Origin of the sequence: Pseudomonas sp. QLc11A (genome assembly GCF_052112305.1) — a bacterium.
GTDB lineage: Bacteria > Pseudomonadota > Gammaproteobacteria > Pseudomonadales > Pseudomonadaceae > Aquipseudomonas > Aquipseudomonas laurylsulfatiphila.
In genome coordinates this window covers 214555-238312 of sequence record NZ_JAVAJJ010000001.1, presented here as the reverse complement: position 1 = coordinate 238312, position 23758 = coordinate 214555, and the positions used below count along the sequence as shown (strand labels likewise).

The 23758-nt window shown below is 58.8% G+C and carries 25 protein-coding genes; 13 read left to right on the top strand and 12 right to left on the bottom strand.

The window, feature by feature from the left end; all coding sequences use genetic code 11:
• From Q8X48_RS01130 to colR, 4 genes are all read right to left on the bottom strand, one after another.
• Complete coding sequence (locus Q8X48_RS01130; RefSeq protein ID WP_407799198.1) at positions 1 to 714, bottom strand: lipopolysaccharide kinase InaA family protein; 714 nt, start codon at positions 712 to 714, stop codon at positions 1 to 3.
• Between the two features lie 4 nt (positions 715 to 718).
• Positions 719 to 1387 (bottom strand): class I SAM-dependent methyltransferase, encoded by a 669-nt coding sequence (locus Q8X48_RS01125; protein WP_407799584.1) that lies wholly within the window; start codon positions 1385 to 1387, stop codon positions 719 to 721.
• A gap of 153 nt (positions 1388 to 1540) precedes the next feature.
• Positions 1541 to 2815, bottom strand: a complete 1275-nt coding sequence (locus Q8X48_RS01120; protein ID WP_015096673.1) for a sensor histidine kinase — start codon at positions 2813 to 2815, stop codon at positions 1541 to 1543.
• On the bottom strand, positions 2805 to 3488 hold the full coding sequence (gene colR, locus Q8X48_RS01115; RefSeq protein ID WP_007985839.1) for a two-component system response regulator ColR: 684 nt from the start codon (positions 3486 to 3488) through the stop codon (positions 2805 to 2807). Before colR ends, Q8X48_RS01120 begins: the two co-directional genes overlap by 11 nt.
• 217 nt (positions 3489 to 3705) lie before the next feature.
• On the opposite strand from colR, the gene Q8X48_RS01110 reads away from it, so the two are divergent.
• Positions 3706 to 4449 (top strand): phosphatase PAP2 family protein, encoded by a 744-nt coding sequence (locus Q8X48_RS01110; protein WP_407799197.1) that lies wholly within the window; start codon positions 3706 to 3708, stop codon positions 4447 to 4449.
• A 190-nt stretch (positions 4450 to 4639) separates the two neighbouring features.
• On the opposite strand, the gene groL is transcribed toward Q8X48_RS01110, so the two are convergent.
• From groL to Q8X48_RS01090, 4 genes are all read right to left on the bottom strand, one after another.
• Positions 4640 to 6286 (bottom strand): chaperonin GroEL, encoded by a 1647-nt coding sequence (groL, locus tag Q8X48_RS01105; protein WP_015096675.1) that lies wholly within the window; start codon positions 6284 to 6286, stop codon positions 4640 to 4642.
• 49 nt (positions 6287 to 6335) lie between these two features.
• Entirely contained in the window at positions 6336 to 6629 is a 294-nt protein-coding gene (locus tag Q8X48_RS01100; RefSeq protein WP_007985847.1) for a co-chaperone GroES, read from the bottom strand.
• Positions 6630 to 6877: 248 nt separating this feature from the next.
• A complete protein-coding gene (locus Q8X48_RS01095; RefSeq protein WP_015096676.1) occupies positions 6878 to 7354 on the bottom strand; it encodes an FxsA family protein in 477 nt (158 codons plus the stop codon).
• A gap of 66 nt (positions 7355 to 7420) precedes the next feature.
• Positions 7421 to 8152, bottom strand: a complete 732-nt coding sequence (locus tag Q8X48_RS01090) for a HugZ family pyridoxamine 5'-phosphate oxidase (protein WP_015096677.1) — start codon at positions 8150 to 8152, stop codon at positions 7421 to 7423.
• A gap of 166 nt (positions 8153 to 8318) precedes the next feature.
• Here Q8X48_RS01090 and Q8X48_RS01085 point away from each other — a divergent pair, with 166 nt between their 5' ends.
• Positions 8319 to 9077 carry an SDR family oxidoreductase gene (locus Q8X48_RS01085; RefSeq protein ID WP_407799196.1) on the top strand — a complete coding sequence of 253 codons (759 nt, stop codon included), beginning with the start codon at positions 8319 to 8321 and terminating at the stop codon, positions 9075 to 9077.
• A 137-nt stretch (positions 9078 to 9214) separates the two neighbouring features.
• Here Q8X48_RS01085 and apbC read toward each other — a convergent pair whose 3' ends face one another.
• Complete coding sequence (apbC, locus tag Q8X48_RS01080) at positions 9215 to 10309, bottom strand: iron-sulfur cluster carrier protein ApbC (RefSeq protein ID WP_407799195.1); 1095 nt, start codon at positions 10307 to 10309, stop codon at positions 9215 to 9217.
• Positions 10310 to 10522: 213 nt separating this feature from the next.
• Between apbC and metG the strand changes: the two genes are divergently transcribed.
• The 8 genes from metG (at position 10523) to Q8X48_RS01040 (ending at position 17491) form a co-directional block, all read left to right on the top strand.
• Positions 10523 to 12574, top strand: a complete 2052-nt coding sequence (gene metG, locus Q8X48_RS01075; protein ID WP_095965459.1) for a methionine--tRNA ligase — start codon at positions 10523 to 10525, stop codon at positions 12572 to 12574.
• Positions 12575 to 12803: 229 nt separating this feature from the next.
• Positions 12804 to 13373, top strand: a complete 570-nt coding sequence (locus tag Q8X48_RS01070) for an electron transport complex protein RnfA (protein ID WP_102673355.1) — start codon at positions 12804 to 12806, stop codon at positions 13371 to 13373.
• Entirely contained in the window at positions 13370 to 14383 is a 1014-nt protein-coding gene (rsxB, locus tag Q8X48_RS01065) for an electron transport complex subunit RsxB (RefSeq protein WP_407799194.1), read from the top strand. Before Q8X48_RS01070 ends, rsxB begins: the two co-directional genes overlap by 4 nt.
• The gene (locus Q8X48_RS01060; RefSeq protein ID WP_407799193.1) at positions 14370 to 15356 is read left to right on the top strand and encodes an RnfABCDGE type electron transport complex subunit D; all 987 of its coding nucleotides are present in this window, start codon (positions 14370 to 14372) and stop codon (positions 15354 to 15356) included. The genes rsxB and Q8X48_RS01060 overlap by 14 nt, the downstream gene beginning before the upstream one ends.
• Entirely contained in the window at positions 15353 to 15964 is a 612-nt protein-coding gene (locus Q8X48_RS01055) for an RnfABCDGE type electron transport complex subunit G (protein ID WP_407799192.1), read from the top strand. Before Q8X48_RS01060 ends, Q8X48_RS01055 begins: the two co-directional genes overlap by 4 nt.
• Positions 15957 to 16541 (top strand): Rnf-Nqr domain containing protein, encoded by a 585-nt coding sequence (locus Q8X48_RS01050; protein WP_407799191.1) that lies wholly within the window; start codon positions 15957 to 15959, stop codon positions 16539 to 16541. The genes Q8X48_RS01055 and Q8X48_RS01050 overlap by 8 nt, the downstream gene beginning before the upstream one ends.
• Positions 16542 to 16566: 25 nt before the next feature.
• On the top strand, positions 16567 to 17205 hold the full coding sequence (gene nth, locus Q8X48_RS01045; protein WP_007972326.1) for an endonuclease III: 639 nt from the start codon (positions 16567 to 16569) through the stop codon (positions 17203 to 17205).
• A 106-nt stretch (positions 17206 to 17311) separates the two neighbouring features.
• Positions 17312 to 17491 carry a PA3496 family putative envelope integrity protein gene (locus Q8X48_RS01040; RefSeq protein WP_007972325.1) on the top strand — a complete coding sequence of 60 codons (180 nt, stop codon included), beginning with the start codon at positions 17312 to 17314 and terminating at the stop codon, positions 17489 to 17491.
• A gap of 80 nt (positions 17492 to 17571) precedes the next feature.
• Here Q8X48_RS01040 and Q8X48_RS01035 read toward each other — a convergent pair whose 3' ends face one another.
• Positions 17572 to 18198 carry a response regulator transcription factor gene (locus Q8X48_RS01035; RefSeq protein WP_007972324.1) on the bottom strand — a complete coding sequence of 209 codons (627 nt, stop codon included), beginning with the start codon at positions 18196 to 18198 and terminating at the stop codon, positions 17572 to 17574.
• Positions 18199 to 18669: 471 nt separating this feature from the next.
• Between Q8X48_RS01035 and Q8X48_RS01030 the strand changes: the two genes are divergently transcribed.
• Entirely contained in the window at positions 18670 to 19380 is a 711-nt protein-coding gene (locus Q8X48_RS01030) for a hypothetical protein (protein ID WP_126047373.1), read from the top strand.
• A gap of 149 nt (positions 19381 to 19529) precedes the next feature.
• Here Q8X48_RS01030 and Q8X48_RS01025 read toward each other — a convergent pair whose 3' ends face one another.
• Positions 19530 to 20747, bottom strand: coding sequence for an argininosuccinate synthase (locus tag Q8X48_RS01025; RefSeq protein ID WP_007972320.1), 1218 nt, complete (start codon positions 20745 to 20747; stop codon positions 19530 to 19532).
• Positions 20748 to 20876: 129 nt separating this feature from the next.
• Positions 20877 to 21782, bottom strand: coding sequence for a flagellar protein MotY (locus Q8X48_RS01020; protein ID WP_407799189.1), 906 nt, complete (start codon positions 21780 to 21782; stop codon positions 20877 to 20879).
• Positions 21783 to 21941: 159 nt separating this feature from the next.
• On the opposite strand from Q8X48_RS01020, the gene pyrC reads away from it, so the two are divergent.
• Positions 21942 to 22988 carry a dihydroorotase gene (pyrC, locus tag Q8X48_RS01015; RefSeq protein WP_407799188.1) on the top strand — a complete coding sequence of 349 codons (1047 nt, stop codon included), beginning with the start codon at positions 21942 to 21944 and terminating at the stop codon, positions 22986 to 22988.
• Entirely contained in the window at positions 22985 to 23662 is a 678-nt protein-coding gene (gene rnt, locus Q8X48_RS01010) for a ribonuclease T (protein ID WP_007972317.1), read from the top strand. The genes pyrC and rnt overlap by 4 nt, the downstream gene beginning before the upstream one ends.
• The last annotated feature ends 96 nt before the right edge of the window (positions 23663 to 23758 follow it).

Genomic DNA, 23758 nt, shown 5'->3' with positions numbered 1-23758 from the left:
CTATAAACCCTTGATAGCGCTGCCAAACGCCGTCTCATAAAAGTAGACGAGCTTTTTCCAGCCTGCGTCGCTGAACGACGAGTGGCGACGCAATTGCTTCAAGTCATGGACAGCTGCGCGATGGGCCGTCAAACGCTGTCGGCATTTCTCCAGATCGATCAGGGCCACTTCGACCTTGGCCGTCTCGCCCTCACCGGTCACGCGAACGAATACGTGCTTGTCGTAAAGGCAACCGTGCTGCCAGCGGCCCTTGTGCATGCGAGCCAGGTTTTCAGCCAGGTCCTTGAGCACTCGTTCGTGTATGGCTTCACCATGACGTTCGCGACCGCCACCGGCGTACCAGCGATCGATTTCCTCGAAGCCGTCCAGCGACTTGGTGACCAGCAAGGCACGCCACTTGTGCACAGGATCGCGCTGTGCCCCACAGAAAACGATTTCCGGAACCCGTACGCCAAGCGCGGTCACACCGGTGAGCGCGGCATGCTCGCGCATGACCGTAGGCCGCCCGAAAGGGTGCTGCAAGCTACGATGGATATGCCCGGTCTGGCGCTTGACGTAGAGCAGTTGACCATCGTTGCCCATCAGGCGTTGAACGCCGCTTTCCCCGCCGCGACGGACGTTGGGCTCTTCTACCCATTCACCGCGCTGACTCCAGAAGTAATCGAAGCGGTCCTGGGGAACGACTTCCGTTTCTGCTGCACACTGCACTGCCATCCTGTTACCTCTTGCGTAATACGTAAACTCGCCACATGGCATAGAGCGGCAAAAAGTCCAGTTGTTCCTGGATTCGGAAACCCGCCTGTTCAAACTCCGTCTCTACAGTAGCGGCCGGTAACACAAACCGGTTTTGGTAACCTTCCTGCCCACGGGTTTTCTCCGAACGCTTGCGTTTCCAGGCCTTGAAGTTGCCATCGACCCACAGCGAAAGGATCACGCTGTCGCGGGAAACCCGCTCGAATTCACGCAAAATAGCCATGCGATGCCCGGCTTCACCGATGTGGTGGAGCAAGCGCATGCAAAAAATGCTGTCGACGGCGTTGTCCGGCAAGGCGATGTCGAATGCAGACGTGTGCAAGGGTTGTACCCGCTTCACCACATCGGCCGGTTGCGCCTGTGTTGCGACCTTCAGCATGGACTTCGAGTTATCGGCACCGATGATCACACGGTTGGATTTTTCCGCCAACAAGGGCCAGAAACGCCCTGCACCACAAGGCAAATCGAGGACCAGACCAGGCTCGCCAGCCAAGGCCAGCGCCTTGCGCGCCACTTGCTCGTCACGCCAGTGAGACAATCGACGGCCGAGACCTTCCTGGTGTTTGCGCAAATAGCGTTGCGCGTGTTGATCGTCGTACTTTTCTGAAAAATCGAGCTTGATCGGGCCGTCCATCATCAGGGCTCCTGAACTTCTGATGCAACTACCTTAGATTTTGTGGTGTCGGTGACTGGTCATCCATTTGTGAAAATATCGTTATGGGAAACCCGGAATTATTACAAGGCTTTACTGAACTGATAGGGTTTTCTGGACGACGGACTCAACAGATCAAGTTCGGGAGAGCTCCACCTGAAAACGGCAGCCACTGGGCTCCATCGTAGTCAGGCTGACGCTCCAGCCCTGGTTTTCACAGATCCGCTGCACCAGTGAAAGCCCCAGGCCCAAGCCTTCCCCGCGTTTTTCAGTGCCCCGAACGAAGGGTTCGAACATCGCCTCGCGCTTTTCCTCGGGAATGCCCACTCCGCTGTCTTCGACCAGAAATCCCGTGCCCGTCAGGCTCAGGCGAATGAAGCCCCGTTCGGTGTAATGCAAGGCGTTGCGCAGCAAGTTACCCATCACCGCATGCAGGAGCGTCGCGTTGTAACTCCTGGCCTCAGGGCTGCCCGGTTCGAAGATCAGCTTCAACCCTTTGCTTTCAATGGGGCCGCGCCACAGACCGACCAGGCCCTCGGCCACCTGGCCCAGTGGCTGTTGCGGCGACATGCCGGCGTCTTCGCGCTGGGCACGGGCCAGCATCAGGAAGGTTTGCACCAGCTCACGCATTTCTTCACAGGCCCGGGCGATACGCTCGACCTGGGCGCGGCCACGCTGATCGAGACCGGGGTTTTCCAGCAACAACTCGCAGGAACTGGCCAATATCATCAGGGGCGTACGCAATTCGTGGCTGACGTCGCTGGTAAACAAGCGCTCACGGGTCAGGGCCTGACGCAAGCGCCCGAGGGTAGCGTCGAAGGCCACGGCCAATTCGCCCACTTCGTCGGCGGCATAGTCCGGGGCCAAAGGTGGGGCCAGGCCGAGCAGTTGATCGCGATGGCGTACCTGCCGGGCCAGCCGCACCACCGGTGCCATGACCTTGCGTGCCAGGACCCAGCCGAGAAACACCGCCAGCGCCAGGCTCAGCACGAAACCCACCAGCACCACGGCAAACAGCACCCGCTCGCGCTCTTCGAAGTCGCTCTGGTCCTGCAACAGCACGTAACGTCGGCCGTCGACGATTTCGACCATGGCGTGGTACGACAGGTTCTCACGGAAGACTTCGTGAAAACCCGGCTCCAGATGGCGCAAATCCTTGGGCAACCTGAAATCGCCTGGCCCGTTGCTGAAGTAGAACAATTGGTCCGGCTCGGGGCGATGTCTCCAGTCCGTGACATTGTCCATCAGCAGAAGGCGCTGCAAATCACCGCCCAGGCCTGCCGAAATCAGTTTTTCCTCCACCAGGTGCACCGTCGCGACGATGCCCATGGCAAAGGCACCCGCCACCAGTGCGCTCATCAGCGCAAAGGCAATGATGATTCGTTGGGAAAGGCTCTGCTTAAACTCCATCACGCCCCTCGGCCAGGCGATACCCCACGCCGTGAACGGTTTGCAGCAACGGTTTGGCGAACGGCTTGTCGATCACCTGGCGCAGTTGGTGGACATGACTGCGCAGGCTGTCGCTGTCCGGACAGTCGTCCCCCCACAGCGCCTCTTCAAGAATTTCACGACGCAACACATGCGGGCTTTTCTGCATCAACACGGCCAGCAATTTCAGGCCGACCGGGTTGAGTTTCAGCAATCGGCCTTCGCGAGTGACTTCCAGGGTGTCGAGGTCATAGCTCAGGTCGCCGACCTGCAGAGTCCGCCGCCCGCCGCCCTGGGTCCGGCGCATGACCGCTTCGATACGCGCCGCCAGTTCAGACAGGGCAAACGGCTTGATCAGGTAATCATCTGCGCCGGACTTGAAGCCCTGCAGACGGTCGTCCAGTTGATCGCGGGCCGTGAGCATGATCACCGGCGTTTCGCGCCGGGCATCTTCGCGCAGGCGCTTGCACAAGGTATAGCCATCGATGCCGGGCAACATGATATCGAGCACGATCAAGTCGTAATGCTCGGTGGCCGCCAGATGCAGGCCAGACAGACCATCCTGCGCGCAATCCACGGTATAGCCTTTGAGTCCCAGGTAATCGGCCAGGTTGGCCAGGATATCGCGGTTGTCTTCAACCAATAGAATTCGCATGGGCATCTCTCCGTCCACAGTAACGACCGTCATGGCCCGCGCAGCTTAAGGCCAAGTGTGGCTCAGGGCTAGGACTGCATGCTGCTGTAACCGTTGAAATCAAACGTTTGCGGCATTAACGATTTTTTCACTGTCGACTCACAGGTTGACGACACAATCGAGTTCAAACTCTGCGTGGCTGCGCCTTTCAGAACACTTTACCGACCAAGGAACTCGCATGGTTTCGACCCAAGCCCGCCCCGCTCCTCGCCCGCTCAATTTCTGGGTGTGCCTTGGAGTCCCTGCCGTTGTCGCGATCATTCTGGTGTTGCTCGAATTGACCAGTCTGGATATGGACCTGGCCAGGCTGTTTTTCGACCCGGTCGCCGGGGAATTCATAGGACGCCACAGTTACTTTCTCGAGGACATCCTGCACGATCGCGCCAAGCAAGTAGTCATCGCCTTCTCGGTGTTTGCCATCCTCGGCTTCATCGCCTCGTTTTTCATGGTCAGGCTCAAACCGTTCAAGCGCGAACTGGGTTGCCTGGTGCTCTCGCTGGGGCTGGCGACGTCGTTTGTTACGCCAATGAAAGCAGTGACGGCGGTGCAATGCCCATGGAGCCTGGAGCAGTTCGGCGGCCATGAGACGTACAGCGAACTGTTGAGCCCTCGCCCACATACCGATAAGCCTGGACGTTGCTGGCCCGGTGGCCATGCTGCGACCGGTTTCACCCTGTTTGCGTTGTTCTTCGTGCTGCGTGACCGCCGCCCGCGCATGGCCCGTACGGCATTTGTCTTTGCATTTGCCTTGGGTTCGGTGTTTTCCATCAGCCGGATGATGCAGGGCGCACACTTCTTCTCGCACAACGTGTGGACGGCGGTGTTCTGCTGGCTGATTTGCCTGGGGTCGTATTACTGGATTTTGTATCGGCCGGCATTGAAGGCTGAACGCGAGGCAAGCGCGGTACCTGTAGCCGTCTGAAACACAAATCAAATGTGGGAGCGAGCCTGCTCGCGATTGCAGTTCAACATTCAACAATGATGTTGACTGATACACCATCGCGAGCAGGCTCGCTCCCACAATGAACGGTTGTGGCCTTTAGAGAGTCCGGGCAATAAAAAACCCCGCCTGCTTTCGCAGGCGGGGTTTTTCGTACAGGGGTAAGGCTGGCTTACATCATGCCGCCCATGCCGCCCATACCGCCCATGTCTGGCATACCGCCGCCAGCACCGCCGTCTTTCTTCGGTGCTTCAGCAACAGCGGCTTCGGTGGTCAGGATCAGACCGCCGATCGACGATGCAGCTTGCAGAGCGGAACGGGTTACCTTGGTTGGGTCCAGGATACCCATTTCGATCATGTCGCCGTATTCGCCAGTCGCAGCGTTGTAACCGAAGTTACCTTTGCCGTTCTTGACTTCGTTGACCACAACGCTTGGCTCGTCACCGCTGTTGGCAGCGATCTGACGCAGCGGTGCTTCAATGGCACGACGCAGTACAGCGATACCTACGTCCTGGTCAGCGTTGTCGCCTTTCAGGTTCAGGATAGCTTCCAGGGCACGGATCAGTGCCACGCCACCGCCAGGTACCACGCCTTCTTCAACGGCTGCACGGGTAGCGTGCAGGGCGTCTTCAACGCGGGCTTTCTTCTCTTTCATTTCAACTTCGGAACCAGCGCCAACCTTGATCACTGCAACGCCGCCGGACAGCTTGGCCAGACGCTCTTGCAGTTTTTCACGGTCGTAGTCCGAGGAAGTCTCGGCAACCTGGGCACGGATCTGAGTGATGCGTGCTTCGATGTCGCCGTGTACGCCAGCACCGTCAACGATGATGGTGTTTTCCTTGGACAGGGTCACGCGCTTGGCGCTACCCAGGTTTTCCAGGGTTGCGCTTTCCAGGCTCAGGCCGATCTCTTCGGAGATCACGGTACCGCCGGTCAGAACGGCGATGTCCTGCAGCATGGCCTTGCGACGGTCGCCGAAGCCTGGAGCCTTGACGGCTGCGACTTTGACGATGCCACGCATGTTGTTCACAACCAGAGTCGCCAGGGCTTCGCCTTCAACGTCTTCGGCCACAATCAGCAGCGGACGGCCGGCTTTGGCAACGGCTTCCAGCACTGGCAGCATTTCGCGGATGTTCGAGATCTTCTTGTCGACCAGCAGGATCAGCGGGCCGTCCAGCTCAGCGACCATGGTCTCTGGCTTGTTGACGAAGTACGGGGACAGGTAGCCACGGTCGAACTGCATGCCTTCAACAACCGACAGTTCGTTTTCCAGGCCCGAGCCTTCTTCAACGGTGATCACGCCTTCTTTACCGACTTTTTCCATGGCTTCGGCAATGATGTCGCCGATGGAGTTGTCGGAGTTGGCGGAGATGGTGCCTACCTGAGCGATAGCCTTGGTGTCAGCGCATGGCTTGGACAGGGCTTTCAGTTCTTTGACGATCGCGATGGTCGCTTTGTCGATACCGCGCTTGAGGTCCATCGGGTTCATGCCGGCAGCGACGGCTTTCAGGCCTTCGTTGACGATCGACTGAGCCAGAACGGTAGCGGTGGTGGTGCCGTCGCCTGCGTCATCGTTGGCACGGGAGGCAACGTCTTTGACCAGCTGCGCGCCCATGTTTTCGAAACGGTCTTCCAGTTCGATTTCTTTTGCTACGGAAACGCCGTCCTTGGTGATGGTCGGAGCGCCGAAGCTCTTCTCGATGATCACGTTACGGCCTTTCGGGCCCAGGGTCGCTTTTACTGCGTCAGCCAGGACGTTGACACCGGTGAGCATTTTCTTGCGGGCGGAATCGCCGAATTTAACTTCTTTAGCAGCCATGATCGATATTCCTTAAATACTTTGAAGTAGCGGGAAAATGAGCGGGGAATCAGCCTTCGATAACAGCGAGGATTTCGTTCTCGCTCATTACCAGCAGGTCTTCGCCGTCGACTTTCACAGTGTTGCTGCCGGAGTAAGGACCGAACACAACCTTGTCGCCCACTTTCACGGACAGTGCACGCACTTCACCGTTTTCCAGTACGCGGCCGGTGCCTACAGCGAGGATTTCGCCGCTGTTGGCTTTTTCAGCAGCCGAACCTGGCAGGACGATACCGCCAGCGGTTTTCTTTTCTTCTTCGCTGCGACGGATGACGACGCGGTCATGCAGAGGACGAAGCTTCATTGTCGATCTCTCCTAATTGTGGTTTTCATCGGCCGGTGTAGTCCCGGCGGGTTTAACAAAGGCCGGCGGTGCCGGTTGCGGTTCGTCTAGCGAACCGCGGAAGTCTGCCTGGCGTGTTCGCCAGAAACCTTGCGGTGACCGTTACATAAGGGCGCATAAGCTTATTACAAGGGCGGGCAGCGAAAATTTTTCAGGTCGGTGCCCCGCAAACGAACACGGCACCCGAAGGTGCCGTGTCGATGGGCTTATTACTTGGTATCGCGGTGTTCGAACTCGCCTTCGATCACATTCGGTTCACGCCCCAACGGCTCGCGGGGGGCTGGGCCGCCACGTGCCTGCAGGTCGTCGGCGAACGCTCGCTGACGCATGGCCTGCTCTTCGGCGCGCTGGCGCATCTTGCCCGCCAGCAGACGGCGACTGAACGGCAGCAGCAGGAACAGGCCGATCACATCACTGATGAAACCCGGAAGAATCAGCAGGCCACCGGCCAATGCCAGCATCAGGCCTTCGAGCATGGTCTGGGCCGGCAACTCGCCGCGGTTCAGGCTTTCACGGGCACGCAGGGCCGTGGCCAGGCCGGCGATGCGCAGCACGAACACACCGAACATCGAACCGAGAATGATCAGCAGCAGGGCCGGGAAAAACCCGATGGACCCTGCCACCTTGACGAATACGAACAGCTCCAACACCGGGAACAGCAGAAAGAGCAACAAAAAAGGGCGCATCAAATGGTTCCTCAACGCAAGAATGCCTTGCCAGTTCACCCTAGATGACGTCGCCGTTTCGTGAATTCAAGCGTCGGCCACTTCATTTTTCGGCCAATGTTCGGCGTGAGCCAGAGAAACCAAGGCTTCGCGGACTTGTGTCGGCGTATTACAAGGCGCTTGAAACGGCAACCAGTACAGGCTCTGGCCGATACGCAGGTGCATGCCTTCGGTATCGATACCGGCCATTTGCGCCGGCACGTTGTTCGGCAGACCGGCCAGCTCGACGTAATGGGCGATGGCCTTGGCGTGATCCGCGTTCATGTGCTCGACCATGCTCAGTTCGGCCTTGCCGGCGAACGGGTTGGCCAGGGTCAGGTCGTTGACCCAATGAATCGCGCCAAAACCGCCGATGTAACGGTGGCGCACCGGCTTGAGCACCCAGAAGTCGAAATCGTGGGCCTTGTGATAACCCTGCGACTCCGGGAAATAGCGGTAGTAACGCTCGGAAGCGGCTTCGATGGCGGCTTCGTCTTCGAGTTGCTGCGCTTGCGCCAGATAGGTCAGGCGACCAACGGCCTGGACATCCTCAGCCCCACGTTCGCCCACGAACAGCGAGCATTTCGGATCTTTCTGCAGATTATGGGTGTGCTGGGCGATGCGGCTGATCAGGATCAGCGGCCGGCCCTGCTCGTCCAGGCAGTACGGAACCACGGAGCCGAACGGAAAACCGGGCATTGACTTGGAGTGCGTCGAGAGCACTCCACGGTATTCCTTGAGGAGCAATTCTCGTGCATGCTTAGCCGCTTCAACGCTCAATTTATGACTCCTTAAATAGAATCCGTCATAAAAACGGACAAGCTGCTGGTGAAAGTCCCAGCATGCCATCGGGGGCAGTTCTCATGTGTAGCCGGGTCACGTCAGGCGCAGATCGAGAGGCTCTCTACAAGGAAACCACTCAGACCTGCTACCGGGGGACATGCGAATGCAACTCACTGACAAAGTAATCATTATCACTGGCGGTTGCCAGGGTTTAGGTCGCTCCATGGCCGAGTATTTCGCCGGCAAGGGCGCGAAACTCGCCCTGGTCGACCTCAACCAGGAAAAACTCGACGCTGCCGTCGCGGCCTGCAAGGCCAAGGATGTCGAAGCCCGAGCTTACCTGTGCAACGTCGCCAACGAAGAGCAAGTGACCCACATGGTCGCCCAGGTCGCCGAAGATTTCGGCGCGATCCACGGCCTGATCAACAATGCCGGGATCCTGCGTGACGGCCTGTTGCTCAAGGTCAAGGATGGCGAAATGACCAAGATGAGCCTGGCCCAGTGGCAGTCGGTCATCGACGTCAACCTGACCGGCGTGTTCCTGTGCACCCGTGAAGTCGCGGCGAAAATGGTCGAGCTGAACAACAGCGGCGCGATCATCAATATCTCGTCGATTTCCCGTGCCGGCAACATCGGCCAGACCAACTACTCGGCGGCCAAGGCCGGTGTCGCTGCGGCGACCGTGACCTGGGCCAAGGAACTGGCGCGCTACGGCATTCGCGTGGCCGGCATTGCACCGGGCTTCATCGAAACCGAAATGACCCTGGGCATGAAGCCTGAAGCGCTGGAAAAGATGACCGCCGGCATTCCGCTCAAGCGTATGGGCAAGCCTGAGGAAATCGCCCATTCGGCGGCTTACATCTTCGAGAACGACTATTACACCGGTCGGATTCTGGAGATGGATGGCGGGTTGCGGATCTAAGTCCTGCGTAAATCAACTGTAGGAGCGAGCTTGCTCGCGATGTACTCGAAGGCGATGCATTTTTCCAGAAAGCCCGCGTCATCGTTTACGTCCATCGCGAGCAAGCTCGCTCCTACAGGGGATCGTATTTCTAAGCTTTAGTCGTCGCTGATGCTGATATTCGGCATCGCCGGCGTCAAAGCTTCCTGCAATACGATCCGCGCGCCGACATGACGCGCCAGCTCCTGGTAAACCATGGCGATCTGGCTGTCAGGCTCGGCGATCACCGTCGGCTTGCCGCCATCGGCCTGTTCGCGGATGACCATCGACAGCGGCAACGAGGCCAGCAACTCGACGCCATACTGGTTGGCCAGCTTCACGCCACCGCCCTCACCGAACAGATGCTCGGCATGTCCACAGTTGGAGCAGATGTGCACGGCCATGTTTTCCACCACGCCCAGCACCGGAATGTTGACCTTGCGGAACATCTCCACGCCCTTGCGCGCGTCCAGCAAGGCCAGGTCCTGCGGAGTGGTCACGATGACTGCACCGGCCACTGGCACTTTCTGCGCCAGGGTCAGCTGGATGTCACCGGTACCCGGCGGCATGTCGATGACCAGGTAATCCAGGTCGCCCCACGCAGTTTGGGTCACCAGTTGCAGCAAGGCGCCGGAGACCATCGGACCGCGCCAGACCATCGGTGTGTTGTCATCGGTGAGGAAGGCCATGGACATCACTTCGACGCCATGGGACTTGAGCGGAACGAACCATTTCTGATCCTTGACCTCAGGACGGGTGCGCTCCGGGATACCAAACATGATGCCCTGGCTCGGACCGTAGATGTCCGCATCGAGAATCCCGACCTTGGCGCCTTCGCGGGCCAGGGCCAGGGCCAGGTTGGCCGCGGTGGTGGATTTGCCCACGCCACCCTTGCCGGACGCCACGGCCACCACGTTCTTTACGTTGGCCAGCCCCGGGACCTGCGCCTGGGCCTTGTGCGCGGCAATCACGCTGGTGATATCGACTTTGGCACTCGACACGCCATCCAGACCTTGAATGGCCATTTCCAGCATCTGCGCCCAGCCGCTCTTGAACAGACCGGCGGCGTAACCCAATTCGAGCTGGACGCTGACGCGGTCACCCTGGATGTCGATGTTGCGCACGCACCCGGCGCTGACCGGGTCCTGGTTCAGGTAAGGGTCGGTGTATTGGCGAAGGACGGCTTCCACCGCTGCGCGATTGACGGCGCTCATGGGCAACTCCGAAAACAGGACTGGAAAAGATGATGGGTATCGTACCTCAAAAAATTGCAGCCTTCGGCAGCTCCTACGAGTGCCCCCTGTTGGAGCTGCCGCAGGCTGCGATCTTTTCTGGCTGCTCATCCAATGAAACAGGCTCACAGGGTGAAAAATATGCGCCGGCGCTTTATAGTGGCCGACCTCCGTTTCATCAAGTAGCCGAGCCCCATGTCCGAGCCACGCAAGATCCTCGTCACCAGCGCCCTGCCCTATGCCAATGGTTCGATCCATCTTGGCCACATGCTGGAATACATCCAGACCGATATGTGGGTGCGCTTCCAGAAGCACCGCGGCAATCAATGCATCTATGTCTGCGCCGACGACGCCCACGGTTCGGCGATCATGCTGCGCGCGGAAAAGGAAGGCATCACCCCGGAACAACTGATCGCCAACGTCCAGGCTGAACACAGCGCCGACTTTGCCGAGTTCCTGGTCGACTTCGACAATTTCCACTCCACTCACGCCGAAGAAAACCGTGAGCTGTCGAGCCAGATCTACCTGAAGCTGCGTGACGCCGGGCACATCGCCACGCGCTCGATCACCCAGTATTTCGACCCGGAAAAGAAAATGTTCCTGGCCGACCGCTTCATCAAGGGCACCTGCCCGAAATGCGGCACCGAAGATCAGTACGGCGACAACTGCGAAAAATGTGGCGCGACCTACGCGCCAACCGACCTGAAGGATCCGAAGTCGGCTATCTCCGGCGCCACCCCGGTGCTCAAGGATTCCCAGCACTTCTTCTTCAAGCTGCCGGACTTCCAGGCCATGCTGCAAACCTGGACCCGCAGCGGCACCCTGCAGGATGCCGTGGCCAACAAGATCGCCGAATGGCTGGATGCCGGCCTGCAACAGTGGGACATCTCCCGCGATGCGCCGTACTTCGGTTTCGAGATCCCCGACGAGCCGGGCAAGTACTTCTACGTGTGGCTGGATGCGCCGATCGGCTACATGGCCAGCTTCAAGAACCTGTGCAACCGCACGCCGGAACTGGACTTCGACGCGTTCTGGGGCAAGGACTCCACCGCCGAGCTGTACCACTTCATCGGCAAGGACATCGTCAACTTCCACGCCCTGTTCTGGCCAGCCATGCTCGAAGGCGCCGGCTACCGCAAGCCGACCGGGATCAACGTGCACGGCTACCTGACCGTCAACGGCCAGAAGATGTCCAAGTCCCGTGGCACCTTCATCAAGGCCCGCACCTACCTGGACCACCTGTCGCCGGAATACCTGCGCTATTACTACGCGTCCAAGCTCGGCCGTGGCGTCGACGACCTCGACCTGAACCTCGAGGACTTCGTGCAGAAGGTCAACTCCGACCTGGTGGGCAAGGTCGTTAACATCGCCAGCCGTTGCGCCGGATTCATTCACAAAGGCAATGCCGGCGTGATGGTCGACACCAACGCCGCGCCTGAACTGACCGAAGCATTCCTGGCCGCCGCGCCAGGCATTGCCGATGCCTACGAAGCCCGCGACTTCGCCCGCGCCATGCGTGAGATCATGGGCCTGGCCGACCGCGCCAACGCCTGGATCGCCGACAAGGCTCCGTGGTCGCTGAACAAGCAGGAAGGCAAGCAGGATGAAGTCCAGGCGATCTGCGCCACCGGCGTCAACCTGTTCCGCCAGTTGGTGATCTTCCTCAAGCCTGTGCTACCGCTGCTGGCCGCCGACGCCGAGGCGTTCCTCAACGTCGCACCGCTGACCTGGAACGATCACGCGACCTTGCTCGCCAACCATCAGTTGAACGAGTTCAAGCCGCTGATGACCCGCATCGACCCGGTCAAGGTACAAGCCATGACCGACGCCTCGAAAGAAGACCTGACCGCCAGCCAGACCGACACCGGCGAAGCCGCACCTGCCGGCAATGGCGAACTGGCCAAGGATCCTCTGTCGCCGGAAATCGAGTTCGACACCTTCGCGGCAGTCGATTTGCGCGTCGCGCTGATCGTCAAGGCCGAACACGTGGAAGGCGCCGACAAGCTGTTGCGCCTGACCCTCGATATCGGTGACGAGCAACGTAACGTGTTCTCCGGGATCAAGAGTGCCTACCCGGATCCGTCCAAACTCGATGGCCGCCTGACCATGATGATCGCCAACCTCAAGCCACGGAAAATGAAGTTCGGCATCTCCGAAGGCATGGTGATGGCAGCCGGTCCTGGCGGTGAAGAGATCTACCTGCTCAGCCCTGACAGCGGCGCCAAGCCGGGTCAGCGCATCAAGTAAGATCCGCGGCAAATCGATCCCACAGTCGTGCCTGGCGCGACTGTGGGATTTTCATGTCTGGCCCACCCTCCCGCCTTGCCGGATAATGCCTACGCTTTTTAGAGCGTCTCCTGTAGGAGCGAGCTCGCTCGCGATGGTCGTTAACGATTACGCGTGTCCATAGATTGAACGCAGCGCTCTTGAGTCCATCGCGAGCAAGCTCGCTCCTACAAAACTGCCGGCACGAACAATGACCGAAATTCTGCTTACGCTTATCAGTGCAGCCCTGATCAACAACCTCGTGTTGCACTGGCCGCTGGGCGTCGATCCGCTGTTGGCCGGCCAGCGCCGTCAGGTCCATGCCTTGGGCATTGCGACGACGTGCCTGATGCTGATCGTGGGCATGCTCGGCTACGCGCTCTACCACTGGCTGCTGGAGCCTCTGCAATTGACGGCGCTGCGCCTGTTTGTGTTTCTGCCATTGAGCGTGTTGCTGATCGGCCCGTTGCTGAAGCTGCTGGCGCGGGTATTTTCGACACTGTCGTTCGAAGGCCTCTGGCCGTTGCTGCTGGGCAATGCCGGCGTACTCGGCGTGGCCTTGCTCAATGTTCAGGAGGACAAAGGCTTGTTTCACGCCACAGCCTTGAGCCTGGGTGCCGGGTTGGGTTTCTGGCTGGTGTTGAGCCTGTTCACTGATTTGCGTGAACGCACGGCCGACAACGATGTGCCCCTGCCCTTTCGTGGCCTGCCGATCGACCTGATCGGTGCCGGCCTGATCGCAGTGGTTTTTCTCGGATTCAGCGGACTGATCAAAACATGAGTCTGATTCAACTCATCGACGCACTCTTGCCGCAAACCCAATGCGGCAAGTGCGGCCACCCCGGGTGCAAACCGTACGCCGAAGGCATTGCCAGTGGCGAGCCGATCAACAAATGCCCGCCCGGCGGCAACGAAACCATCGCGGCCCTGGCCGAGTTGCTGAAGGTGCCGGTGCTGGAACTGGACATCACTCGCGGCTCGGCACCTGCGCAGATTGCCTATATCCGCGAAGCCGAGTGTATCGGTTGCACCAAGTGCATTCAGGCCTGCCCGGTCGATGCCATCGTCGGGGCGGCCAAATTGATGCACACGGTGATCATCGATGAGTGCACCGGTTGCGACCTCTGCGTAGCACCCTGCCCGGTGGACTGCATCGAAATGCGCCCGCTGCCGCTGGACACGGTATTGCCGGTGGTCGGGGGCCTGGCCCTCACACCGCAAGCGCGGCAGGCCCGAGCCCTCAAGCGCGATCACGCGCGGCGCCGCTTCGAACAGCGCAATGCGCGCTTGCAGCGCGAAGAGCAGCAGAAAATCGCCGAACGCCAGGCCCGGCAACGTGTCACGCAACCTAGCGAAGCGGCAGTCGACCCGGTACAGGCTGCCCTCGAGCGAGTCCGCGCACAAAAAGCCGCCACTGCCGATGCCGCGCTGAAAAAGGCGAAGATCGATGTGGCGATGAGTCGGGCACAGCTGCATAAATCGCTGAAAGCCTTCGGACATCCACCGACCTTCGAACAGCAATCGCAGTTGATTGTCCTGCAACAGCAGTTCGAAGACGCCGAACAAAACCTGGTGCAACTGGAAAGCGCCGCGCCACCTGCCACTGCGCCGACGGTCGCAACGGTGTCGTCAAATGATGCCGATCTGAAGCGGGCCAAGATCCAGTTGGCCATGCGCCGTGCCGAACTCAAGAAGGCTCAGGCCAACGAAGCACCGGCGGAGCAAATCGAAGCCCTGGAGCGCGCACTCGGCGAAGCCGAACGCCAGGTGAACGCCCATGCCAGCCCTTGAAACCGTTGATGAGCGCCTGCAGCAGGCCATGAAGCTGGTGCTGCTGGCCGTGCTGCCGGGAGTGCTCGCAGCGTTCTGGTTATACGGCTGGGGCGTGTTGATCAACCTGGTTCTGGCGGCCGCTGCTGCGCTGGCCGTTGAAGCTGCCATCGTGCAATGGCGCAAGCAACCGCTGAGGCCAACCCTGAGTGACGGTAGCGCGCTGGTCAGTGCCACCTTGCTGGCTCTGGCGCTGCCGCCTTACTGCCCATGGTGGCTGCCCCTTAGTGCTACAGCCTTTGCGATGATCTTTGGCAAGCACCTGTATGGCGGCGTCGGCTCAAATCCCTTCAACCCGGCGATGCTCGGGTTTGCTTTGGTGCTGGTGGCCTTTCCCCAACCCATGACCCATTGGCCACCGCCCCATGGCATGGACCTGTTGAGTGGCTTGCAGCAAGTGTTCGGTGTCGGCCAGGCACCGGATGCGTGGGTGCAGGCCACGGCACTGGACAGCCTGCGGGTCAACAAAAGCCTGACCATGGATGAACTGTTTGCCGGCAATCCGGCATTCGGCCACTACGGTGGACGCGGTGTGGAGTGGGTCAACCTGGCGTTTCTGGCGGGCGGAATGTTTCTCCTGCAACGAAGGGTGATCAGCTGGCATGCACCGGTCGGCATGCTGGCCAGCCTGTTCGTCATCAGCCTGTTGTGCTGGAACGGGTCGGGCTCCGACTCCCATGGCTCGCCGCTGTTCCACCTGCTGACCGGTGCGACGATGCTGGGGGCGTTCTTTATCATCACCGAACCGGTATCCGGCGCCAGAAGCCCCGGGGCAAAACTGCTGTTCGGCGTCGGCGTCGGGCTCCTGACTTATCTGATTCGTACCTGGGGCGGCTATCCGGACGGCATCGCCTTTGCCGTGCTGTTGATGAACCTGTGCGTGCCGGCGCTGGAGCGGTTCGTGGCGGCCAGACAACAGCCGGAGGCGTCATGAACCGGACATCAAGCATCACGCTTCTGGTGTTTTTGGCCGCACTGGGCATGGGCGTGACGTACTTCGTGCAACTCGGCAGCGCGCCGCGCATTGCAGCCGAACAGCGTCTGCTCGACAGCCGGAATCTGCTGGACCTGCTACCGTCAGACAGCTACGACAATCAACCACTCGACCACCCCATCAGGATCGAAACAACCACCCTGGCAAACAGCACCTTGCTGGGTGGCTATCTGGCGACCCGGGGCGACCAACCCGTCGCCGTGTTGCTGCGCAGTCAAACCCTCGGCTACACCAGTGCCATCGAGCTACTGATCGCTGTCGATGCCAATGGCAGGTTGCTGGGTGTCAAAACCCTCAAACAGTCAGAAACACCTGGGCTGGGGGCACGGATCGCCGACTGGCCCAATGGCTGGCTGCAGATTTTTTCCGGAAAATCCCTAACAGAGCCCGGTGACAGCGGTTGGGCGCTGAAAAAGGATCAGGGGCAGTTCGATCAGATCGCAGGTGCGACCATCACCTCAAGAGCAGTGATCAATGCCGTGCACGATGCCTTGCGCTACTTTGATGAACACCGGCAACAACTGCTCGGGAACCCTGCCCATGGATAACTCATCCACTCTGCGCAACGCACTGATGCTGACGCCGCTGATCGGTGCCACCCACTCGCTGATGGCCGCACTTGGTCTGTGCCTGATGTTCATGGTGGTGACCTGGTTGTTCAGTCCGGCCATGGGCGCCCTGCGATCCCGACTGGTCCCGGCTGCCCGCTTTCCGGCCGGCGTTCTGTTGGCCGCCACGCTCACCAGTTGCGCGGAGCTCACGGCACAAGTCTGGTCGCTGCAATGGCAGCAGCATCTGGGGTTTTATGGCGCCATGATCGCCTTGCAGTGCGTCGTACTGGAACACACCGGGTTCTTTCAGAACAGCTGGCGCCAGCGCCTGCGACTCAGTGGCTTGTTTGTCACGTTGATGATCGCTATGGGACTGTTGCGCGAACTCATCGGCAACGCAACCCTTGGAAACCGACTATCGTGGCTGTCCGGTGCAACGCAAACTGACTGGCAAGGCTGGGTGCTGGTGGCCGATGGTGGTCTGCGCCTGGCCACATTGGTCCCTGGCGGGTTCATTCTGCTCGGACTGCTGATCGCCGCCTGGCAGGCCTGGCGCCCCAATCCCACACATTGATTGCCTACGAGGAAACGCACTGCCCATGAATGCCGCAAAACGTCTGGAAATTTTCCGCAGACTGCACGAAGACAACCCGGAACCCAAGACCGAACTGGCCTATTCCTCACCGTTCGAATTGCTGATTGCCGTGATTCTCTCGGCGCAGTCGACCGACGTCGGCGTCAACAAGGCCACCGCCAAACTGTTCCCGGTGGCCAATACCCCGGCGGCGATCCATGCCCTGGGTGTCGAGGGACTGTCGGAGTACATCAAGACCATCGGCCTGTACAACAGCAAAGCGAAAAACGTGATCGAAACCTGCCGTTTGCTGGTCGAGCGTCATGCCGGTGAAGTGCCGCAAACTCGCGAAGAGCTGGAAGCGCTGCCCGGCGTCGGCCGCAAAACCGCCAATGTGGTACTCAATACGGCATTCCGTCAGCTGACCATGGCTGTCGATACGCATATTTTCAGGGTCAGCAACCGCACCGGCATCGCGCCAGGCAAGAATGTGGTGGAAGTCGAGAAAAAACTGATGAAATTCGTGCCCAGGGAGTACCTGCTCGACTCCCATCACTGGCTGATCCTTCACGGCCGCTATGTCTGCCTCGCCCGCAAGCCCCGATGCGGAAGCTGCCGGATCGAGGACTTGTGCGAATACAAGCACAAAACCTCCGACGATTGAGGCGCTATTGGGATTATTGAATAGTCGATTGAAAAAATCTTTTTTACCCGCCGGGAGATTGTCGATATAAGGAGCGCCAAAGGCCTTCTTAGCCTGGAGCAACTAAATGAGTACTGGCAAAGAGCAATTGGACGTAGAAGACGACTTCACCACCGCCGAAACCGATGACGCCGAGCCGGTGGTTGAAGTAGCGAAAACTAATCTGAGCAAACGCCGCACCATCGACAATCTGCTGGAGGAGCGCCGACTGCAAAAGCAATTGGCCGACTACGATTTTGACTTATGACACCTGAAAGCCTCCCGAAACGGAGGCTTTTTTTTAAGTGCCATACTTCAACAAACGCCCCTTGTCGCAAAGATACGCCATCACACCAGACCGTTGCGTTGTGCCAGCTCGATCAAATCGACCAAGGACCTTGCATTGAGCTTGAGCAACAGGCGGGTCTTGTAGGTACTGACTGTTTTATTACTTAGAAACATCCCATCGGCAATTTCCTTATTGGTCTTCCCTCTGGCCAACTGCTGCAGGACCATCATTTCCCGCCCCGACAACCGATCAACCATGTCGGCCTCACTGGCGTTCCCCAAACTGCAACGCACGGTATGCAAGGCTTGATTGGGAAAGTAACTGTAGCCTGACAATACGGCCTTTATTGCACTGAGCAACTCCGTCAGATCTTGTTGTTTGCAGACATAACCGGCCGCACCGGATTGCATGCAACGCATGGAAAAATGCCCCGGCGCCTGGGAAGTCAGGATCAGCACTTTCATCGGCATTGAGGTCGAAGACAAACGCGCGATGACTTCCAATCCGTCCAGCTTCGGAATCCCGATATCCAGAATGACAATATCCGGCGTAAGTTCACGGGCTAGTTGCAGTGCATCCACACCATTATCGGTTTCTGCAATAACTTCGTAGCCATGACGTTCCATTAGCATACGTACCGCAAGACGAATGACGGGGTGATCATCCACGATCAGCACTTTATTCATGGGCAAGTCCAATTTTCGCTGTTCGAATTTTTAGAGCCCGCACAATAGCCTAGTCGTTTCACCCATGGCATGTCGCCCCTTCCAACCACCCACACCAAGAGACATACCCTACAAACAACACGGATTTCTCCTACAAAAATCCCTCGAGCGGAATGAATTGAAAACTGTATCAGCGTCATGGTGGCGCAGTTTTCAGCAATCGGCCCTATCGATTTACAACCAGAATTTTCCAAAAGCCAGCGTAAACAACCGGGCCCTGATAAACACAAATATTTACTTCTGCGCCAGAACATAACTTATATTTTCGCATTCAACACTCACACCAGAAATATCACACACCAGACATCCAATTACTCTTACAGCGAATTATATTTTTTGAGTAATCATAAAGCACCACCAGCAATCATAAAAAAACCAAAAACAACCACATCAGACAAACTTCAAAAAACACTCAACAAATGAGAATTCAACATGAGTACAGAACATGGCAGAAAGATAATCACCAACCCAATGACAATCATTGCGATATTCGCAACACTTTCTGAAACTTCGGCCGCCGTATCTCTCCCCTTCCTTGACGAAGAGGAAAGAGAACTCTATGTCTGGTTTCTGATCAGCTTTCCGTTTTATTTACTTTTGCTTTTTTTCGCGACACTCAACTTCAACTACCGGTCACTGTATGCGCCTTCCGACTTTGAAAAGGGAAAACATTTCATGAAGGCGATGGAAGATGCTGGGAGGTCGGAAAAAAAAGCGTCCGGGAAGTCGTCCGCGAACCCCGCTATGGAAGCGCCAACGAATGGCCAGCAGCCAGTTCGGTCGCCCTGCGGTGCACAGGATCCGCCAACGGAGATTGGTCTGCACAGCACCGTCTTCGCTCAGCATCAACTTCAGTTACCGGAATTTGTAAAAGACCTGTGCATCGTTGATACACGCGGTATGAACAAGGAGGTCGAATTTGAAACGCTGCTGGAAAAAATCCAGAAGCCACGGGGAAAGATGGCGTACGTGATTGTGTTTGTCACTAGTGCCATTTCAGAGACTTTACTGAAGGCCAGTGCGCTCAAACATTCCAGACAGACCAGGAAGCACTGCTCTGCCTTTTACATTGCCTACGATCCCGTCTCGCAAAGGTTGACGGTCATTGATCAAGCCGGACAACCGGCAAACAACAATGCGTAGAGCAGGACAGACCATCGGAAGGAGAAAGACAGGGAACCGTCAGCGGCGACGAATACACCCGACAACGCAGTACCTGGCATCACACCCCATATTCAGGTGCCTGACCTCGTCGAGGACGAGGTCAGGTATCCATCACGAGTTCAAAGGTCTCAGAACAGCTTCCGGCCTTTGTTCGCCGCAATGCGCATGCGCAGGGCGTTGAGCTTGATGAAGCCCGCAGCATCCGCCTGGTTATACGCGCCGCCATCTTCTTCGAAGGTCGCGATGTTGGCGTCGAACAGCGAGTCATCGGACTTGCGGCCAGTGACGATCACATTGCCCTTGTACAGTTTCAGGCGCACAACGCCGTTCACATTGACCTGGGACGCATCGATCATCTGTTGCAGCATCAGACGCTCAGGGCTCCACCAGTAGCCGGTGTAGATCAGGCTGGCGTACTTGGGCATCAACTCGTCTTTGAGGTGAGCCACTTCGCGGTCCAGGGTGATCGATTCGATCGCACGGTGGGCACGCAGCATGATGGTGCCGCCAGGGGTTTCATAGCAGCCACGGGACTTCATGCCCACATAGCGGTTCTCGACGATATCGAGACGGCCGATACCGTGCTCGCCACCGATACGGTTCAGGGTCGCCAGCACGGTGGCCGGAGTCATTTCGACGCCGTCCAGCGCGACGATGTCGCCGTTGCGGTAGGTCAGCTCCAGGTACTGCGGCTTGTCTGGAGCGTTTTCCGGGGAAACGGTCCAGCGCCACATGTCTTCTTCGTGCTCGGTCCAGGTGTCTTCCAGCACGCCGCCTTCATAGGAGATGTGCAGCAGGTTGGCATCCATGGAGTACGGGGATTTCTTCTTGCCGTGACGCTCGATCGGGATCGCGTGCTTCGCGGCGTAGTCCATCAGCTTTTCACGGGACAGCAGGTCCCATTCGCGCCAGGGAGCAATCACTTTCACGCCAGGTTTCAAGGCGTACGCGCCCAATTCGAAACGAACCTGGTCGTTGCCCTTGCCGGTGGCGCCATGGGAAATGGCGTCAGCGCCGGTTTCGTTGGCGATTTCGATCAGGCGCTTGGCGATCAGCGGACGAGCGATGGAAGTACCCAGCAGGTACTCGCCTTCGTAAACGGTGTTGGCGCGGAACATCGGGAAAACGAAATCGCGCACGAACTCTTCGCGCAAGTCGTCGATGTAGATCTCTTTGACGCCCATGGCCTGAGCCTTGGCGCGTGCAGGTTCGACCTCTTCGCCCTGACCCAGGTCAGCGGTGAAGGTCACCACTTCACAGTTATAAGTATCCTGCAGCCACTTGAGGATCACCGAAGTGTCCAGGCCGCCGGAATACGCCAGAACGACCTTGTTTACGTCCGCCATGCCATCACTCCACGGGGTTCTACGGAAAGCCGTGAAGTCTACCGCTCATGCAGGATAATTTACAGAGGCGCGACAGCTTATGACGACCAAGCGACAGAATCTGTCGATAGCGCGACGATGACTGAAGGGTCAGGAAGTTGCCGAAGTGGCCGCTTTCGTCGCTTGCGGGGCAACTTGTTCCGCGGGCGCTGCCCGCTCCAGGCGTACCGCTACCCGACGGTTCTTCGCACGATTGGCGTTGTTGGTATTGGGCGCCAGCGGATAACGTTCGCCATGGAAGCGCAGGGTGATTTGCGACTCCTGGATGCCGTTGGCCTTGAAGAACTCCATCACTGCCAGGGCCCGGCGCCGCGACAGGTCGCGATTGGTCAGGCGGTTGCCGCTGTTGTCGGAGTGACCGTCAAGCTCGATGTGATTGACCGTCGGATCAGCCTTCATGTACTCCAGCATGACCTGCAGCTTGGCTTTCGCGGCACTGTCGAGCTCGATCCCGCCGCCAGGGAAGCCGATTTGGGATTGTTTCACCTGCTCGAAGTTCTGCGGCAACAGTTTGGCCACGCAGCTTTGATAATCGGCAAACGCCTGGGTGAACCGGACCGGCAGCAAGCGCACTTCCGACACCCGGCCATCTCCCGAGGAATGGCGAACCACCGGGCTGCGACCGTCCATCAGACCGCTGATCAGGCGTCCGGCCTGCACCTGTGAACTGTTGAACAACACGTTGCCGCTGCCGATTCTCACCGTACCCAGGTTGATATCGTCACGCCCCGGTTGCCACGGTGCGGCAGCGGCCAGCAAGGTCGCCGAACCTCCGCCCATCATCGGGTTATAGGCTTTCAGACGGAACGTTGCCTGCTCACCGGCCTTGCGCACGAACTCCCCCGAACCGAAGTCGGTAATCGGCTGCGTCAGGCGGCATTCGAACTTGTCGCCTTCGACCGTCCACTCAATGCTCTCCAGGCGGGTCTGAAAAGTGAGCGCCATCGCGGGAAGGCTGGCAAACACACTGAGCAAGGCTAAATAACGCTGGCGCACGGGAGGCTCCACTGGCTTCTACAACAAAAAGACCGACACACACATGTTTACGGCATACCTGTTGGATATCGGAAGCTTGCGGCAAAACTTGATAGCGAGTGCCTGCAAGAGTCTTTTCCGGTAGCATTCCCTTGAGTTTGACCCGCCTGGAATCCCCTCATGTCCGACCGCCTGACCCTGCTGCGTCCCGACGACTGGCACATTCATCTTCGCGATGGTGCCGTGTTGACCAATACCGTCGCGGATGTCGCGCGCACCTTTGGCCGCGCCATCATCATGCCCAACCTGGTTCCGCCGGTGCGCAACGCGGCCGAAGCCGACGGCTATCGCCAGCGGATTCTCGCTGCCCGCCCGGCCGGCAGCCCGTTCGAACCGCTGATGGTCCTGTACCTGACCGACCGCACCCAGCCTGAAGAGATCCGTGAGGCCAAGGCCACCGGATTCGTGCACGCCGCCAAGCTGTACCCGGCCGGCGCGACCACCAACTCGGACTCTGGTGTTACCAGCATCGACAAGATTTTCCCTGCACTCGAGGCCATGGCCGAAGTCGGGATGCCGTTGCTGATCCACGGCGAAGTCACCCGTGGCGATGTCGACGTGTTCGACCGCGAAAAAATCTTCATCGACGAGCACATGCGTCGTGTGGTCGAGCGTTTCCCGACGCTCAAAGTGGTGTTCGAACACATCACCACCGCTGACGCCGTGCAGTTCGTCAACTCGTCTTCGGCCAACGTTGGCGCGACCATCACCGCGCATCACCTGCTGTACAACCGCAACCACATGCTGGTGGGCGGGATTCGGCCGCATTTCTACTGCCTGCCGATCCTCAAGCGCAATACGCACCAGGAAGCCCTGCTCGACGCTGCCACCAGCGGCAGCGAAAAATTCTTCCTCGGCACCGACTCGGCCCCCCACGCCCAGCACGCCAAGGAAGCCGCTTGTGGTTGCGCCGGCTGCTACACCGCTTATGCGGCGATCGAGATGTACGCCGAAGCGTTCGAACAGCGCAATGCGCTGGATAAGCTCGAAGCCTTCGCCAGCCTCAACGGCCCGCGTTTCTATGGCCTGCCGGCCAACACCGATCGCATCACCCTGGTCCGCGAAGAATGGACCGCCCCTGCCAGCCTGCCGTTTGGCGAGCTGACCGTTATCCCGCTGCGCGCCGGTGAAAAACTGCGCTGGCGCCTGCTGGAGGAACACGCGTGAGTGAAGACCATTTCGACGACGAACTGGAAGGCAATGGCGGCGGTGGCGGTTCCCGTCATCCAATGGCCGCACGGTTTCGTGGTTACCTGCCGGTTGTCGTCGACGTAGAAACCGGTGGCTTCAACTCCGCCACCGACGCCCTGCTGGAAATCGCCGCGACCACCATCGCCATGGATGAAAAGGGTTTTGTCTACCCGGATCACACCTACTTCTTCCGGGTCGAGCCATTCGAAGGCGCGAACATCGAAGCGGCCGCCCTGGAATTCACCGGGATCAAGCTCGATCACCCGCTGCGCATGGCCGTGAGTGAAGAGTCTGCTCTCAACGATATCTTCCGCGGCGTGCGCAAGGCACTCAAGGCCAACGGTTGCAAACGGGCGATCCTGGTCGGGCATAACAGCAGCTTCGACCTGGGCTTCCTGAATGCGGCGGTTGCGCGCCTGGACATGAAGCGCAATCCGTTCCATCCGTTCTCCAGTTTCGATACCGCGACACTCGCGGGCCTGGCATACGGCCAGACCGTGCTGGCCAAGGCGTGCCAGGCAGCGGACATCGACTTCGACGGTCGCGAGGCCCACTCGGCCCGCTACGACACCGAAAAGACGGCAGAGCTGTTCTGCGGCATCGTCAATCGCTGGAAACAGATGGGTGGCTGGGAAGACTTCAACGATTGATGGATTTCTGTAGGAGCGAGCCTGCTCGCGATGGTCGTGAACGATAACGCGGGGAACCTGACACCCAGCGGTGTTCTCAAGTCCATCGCGAGCAAG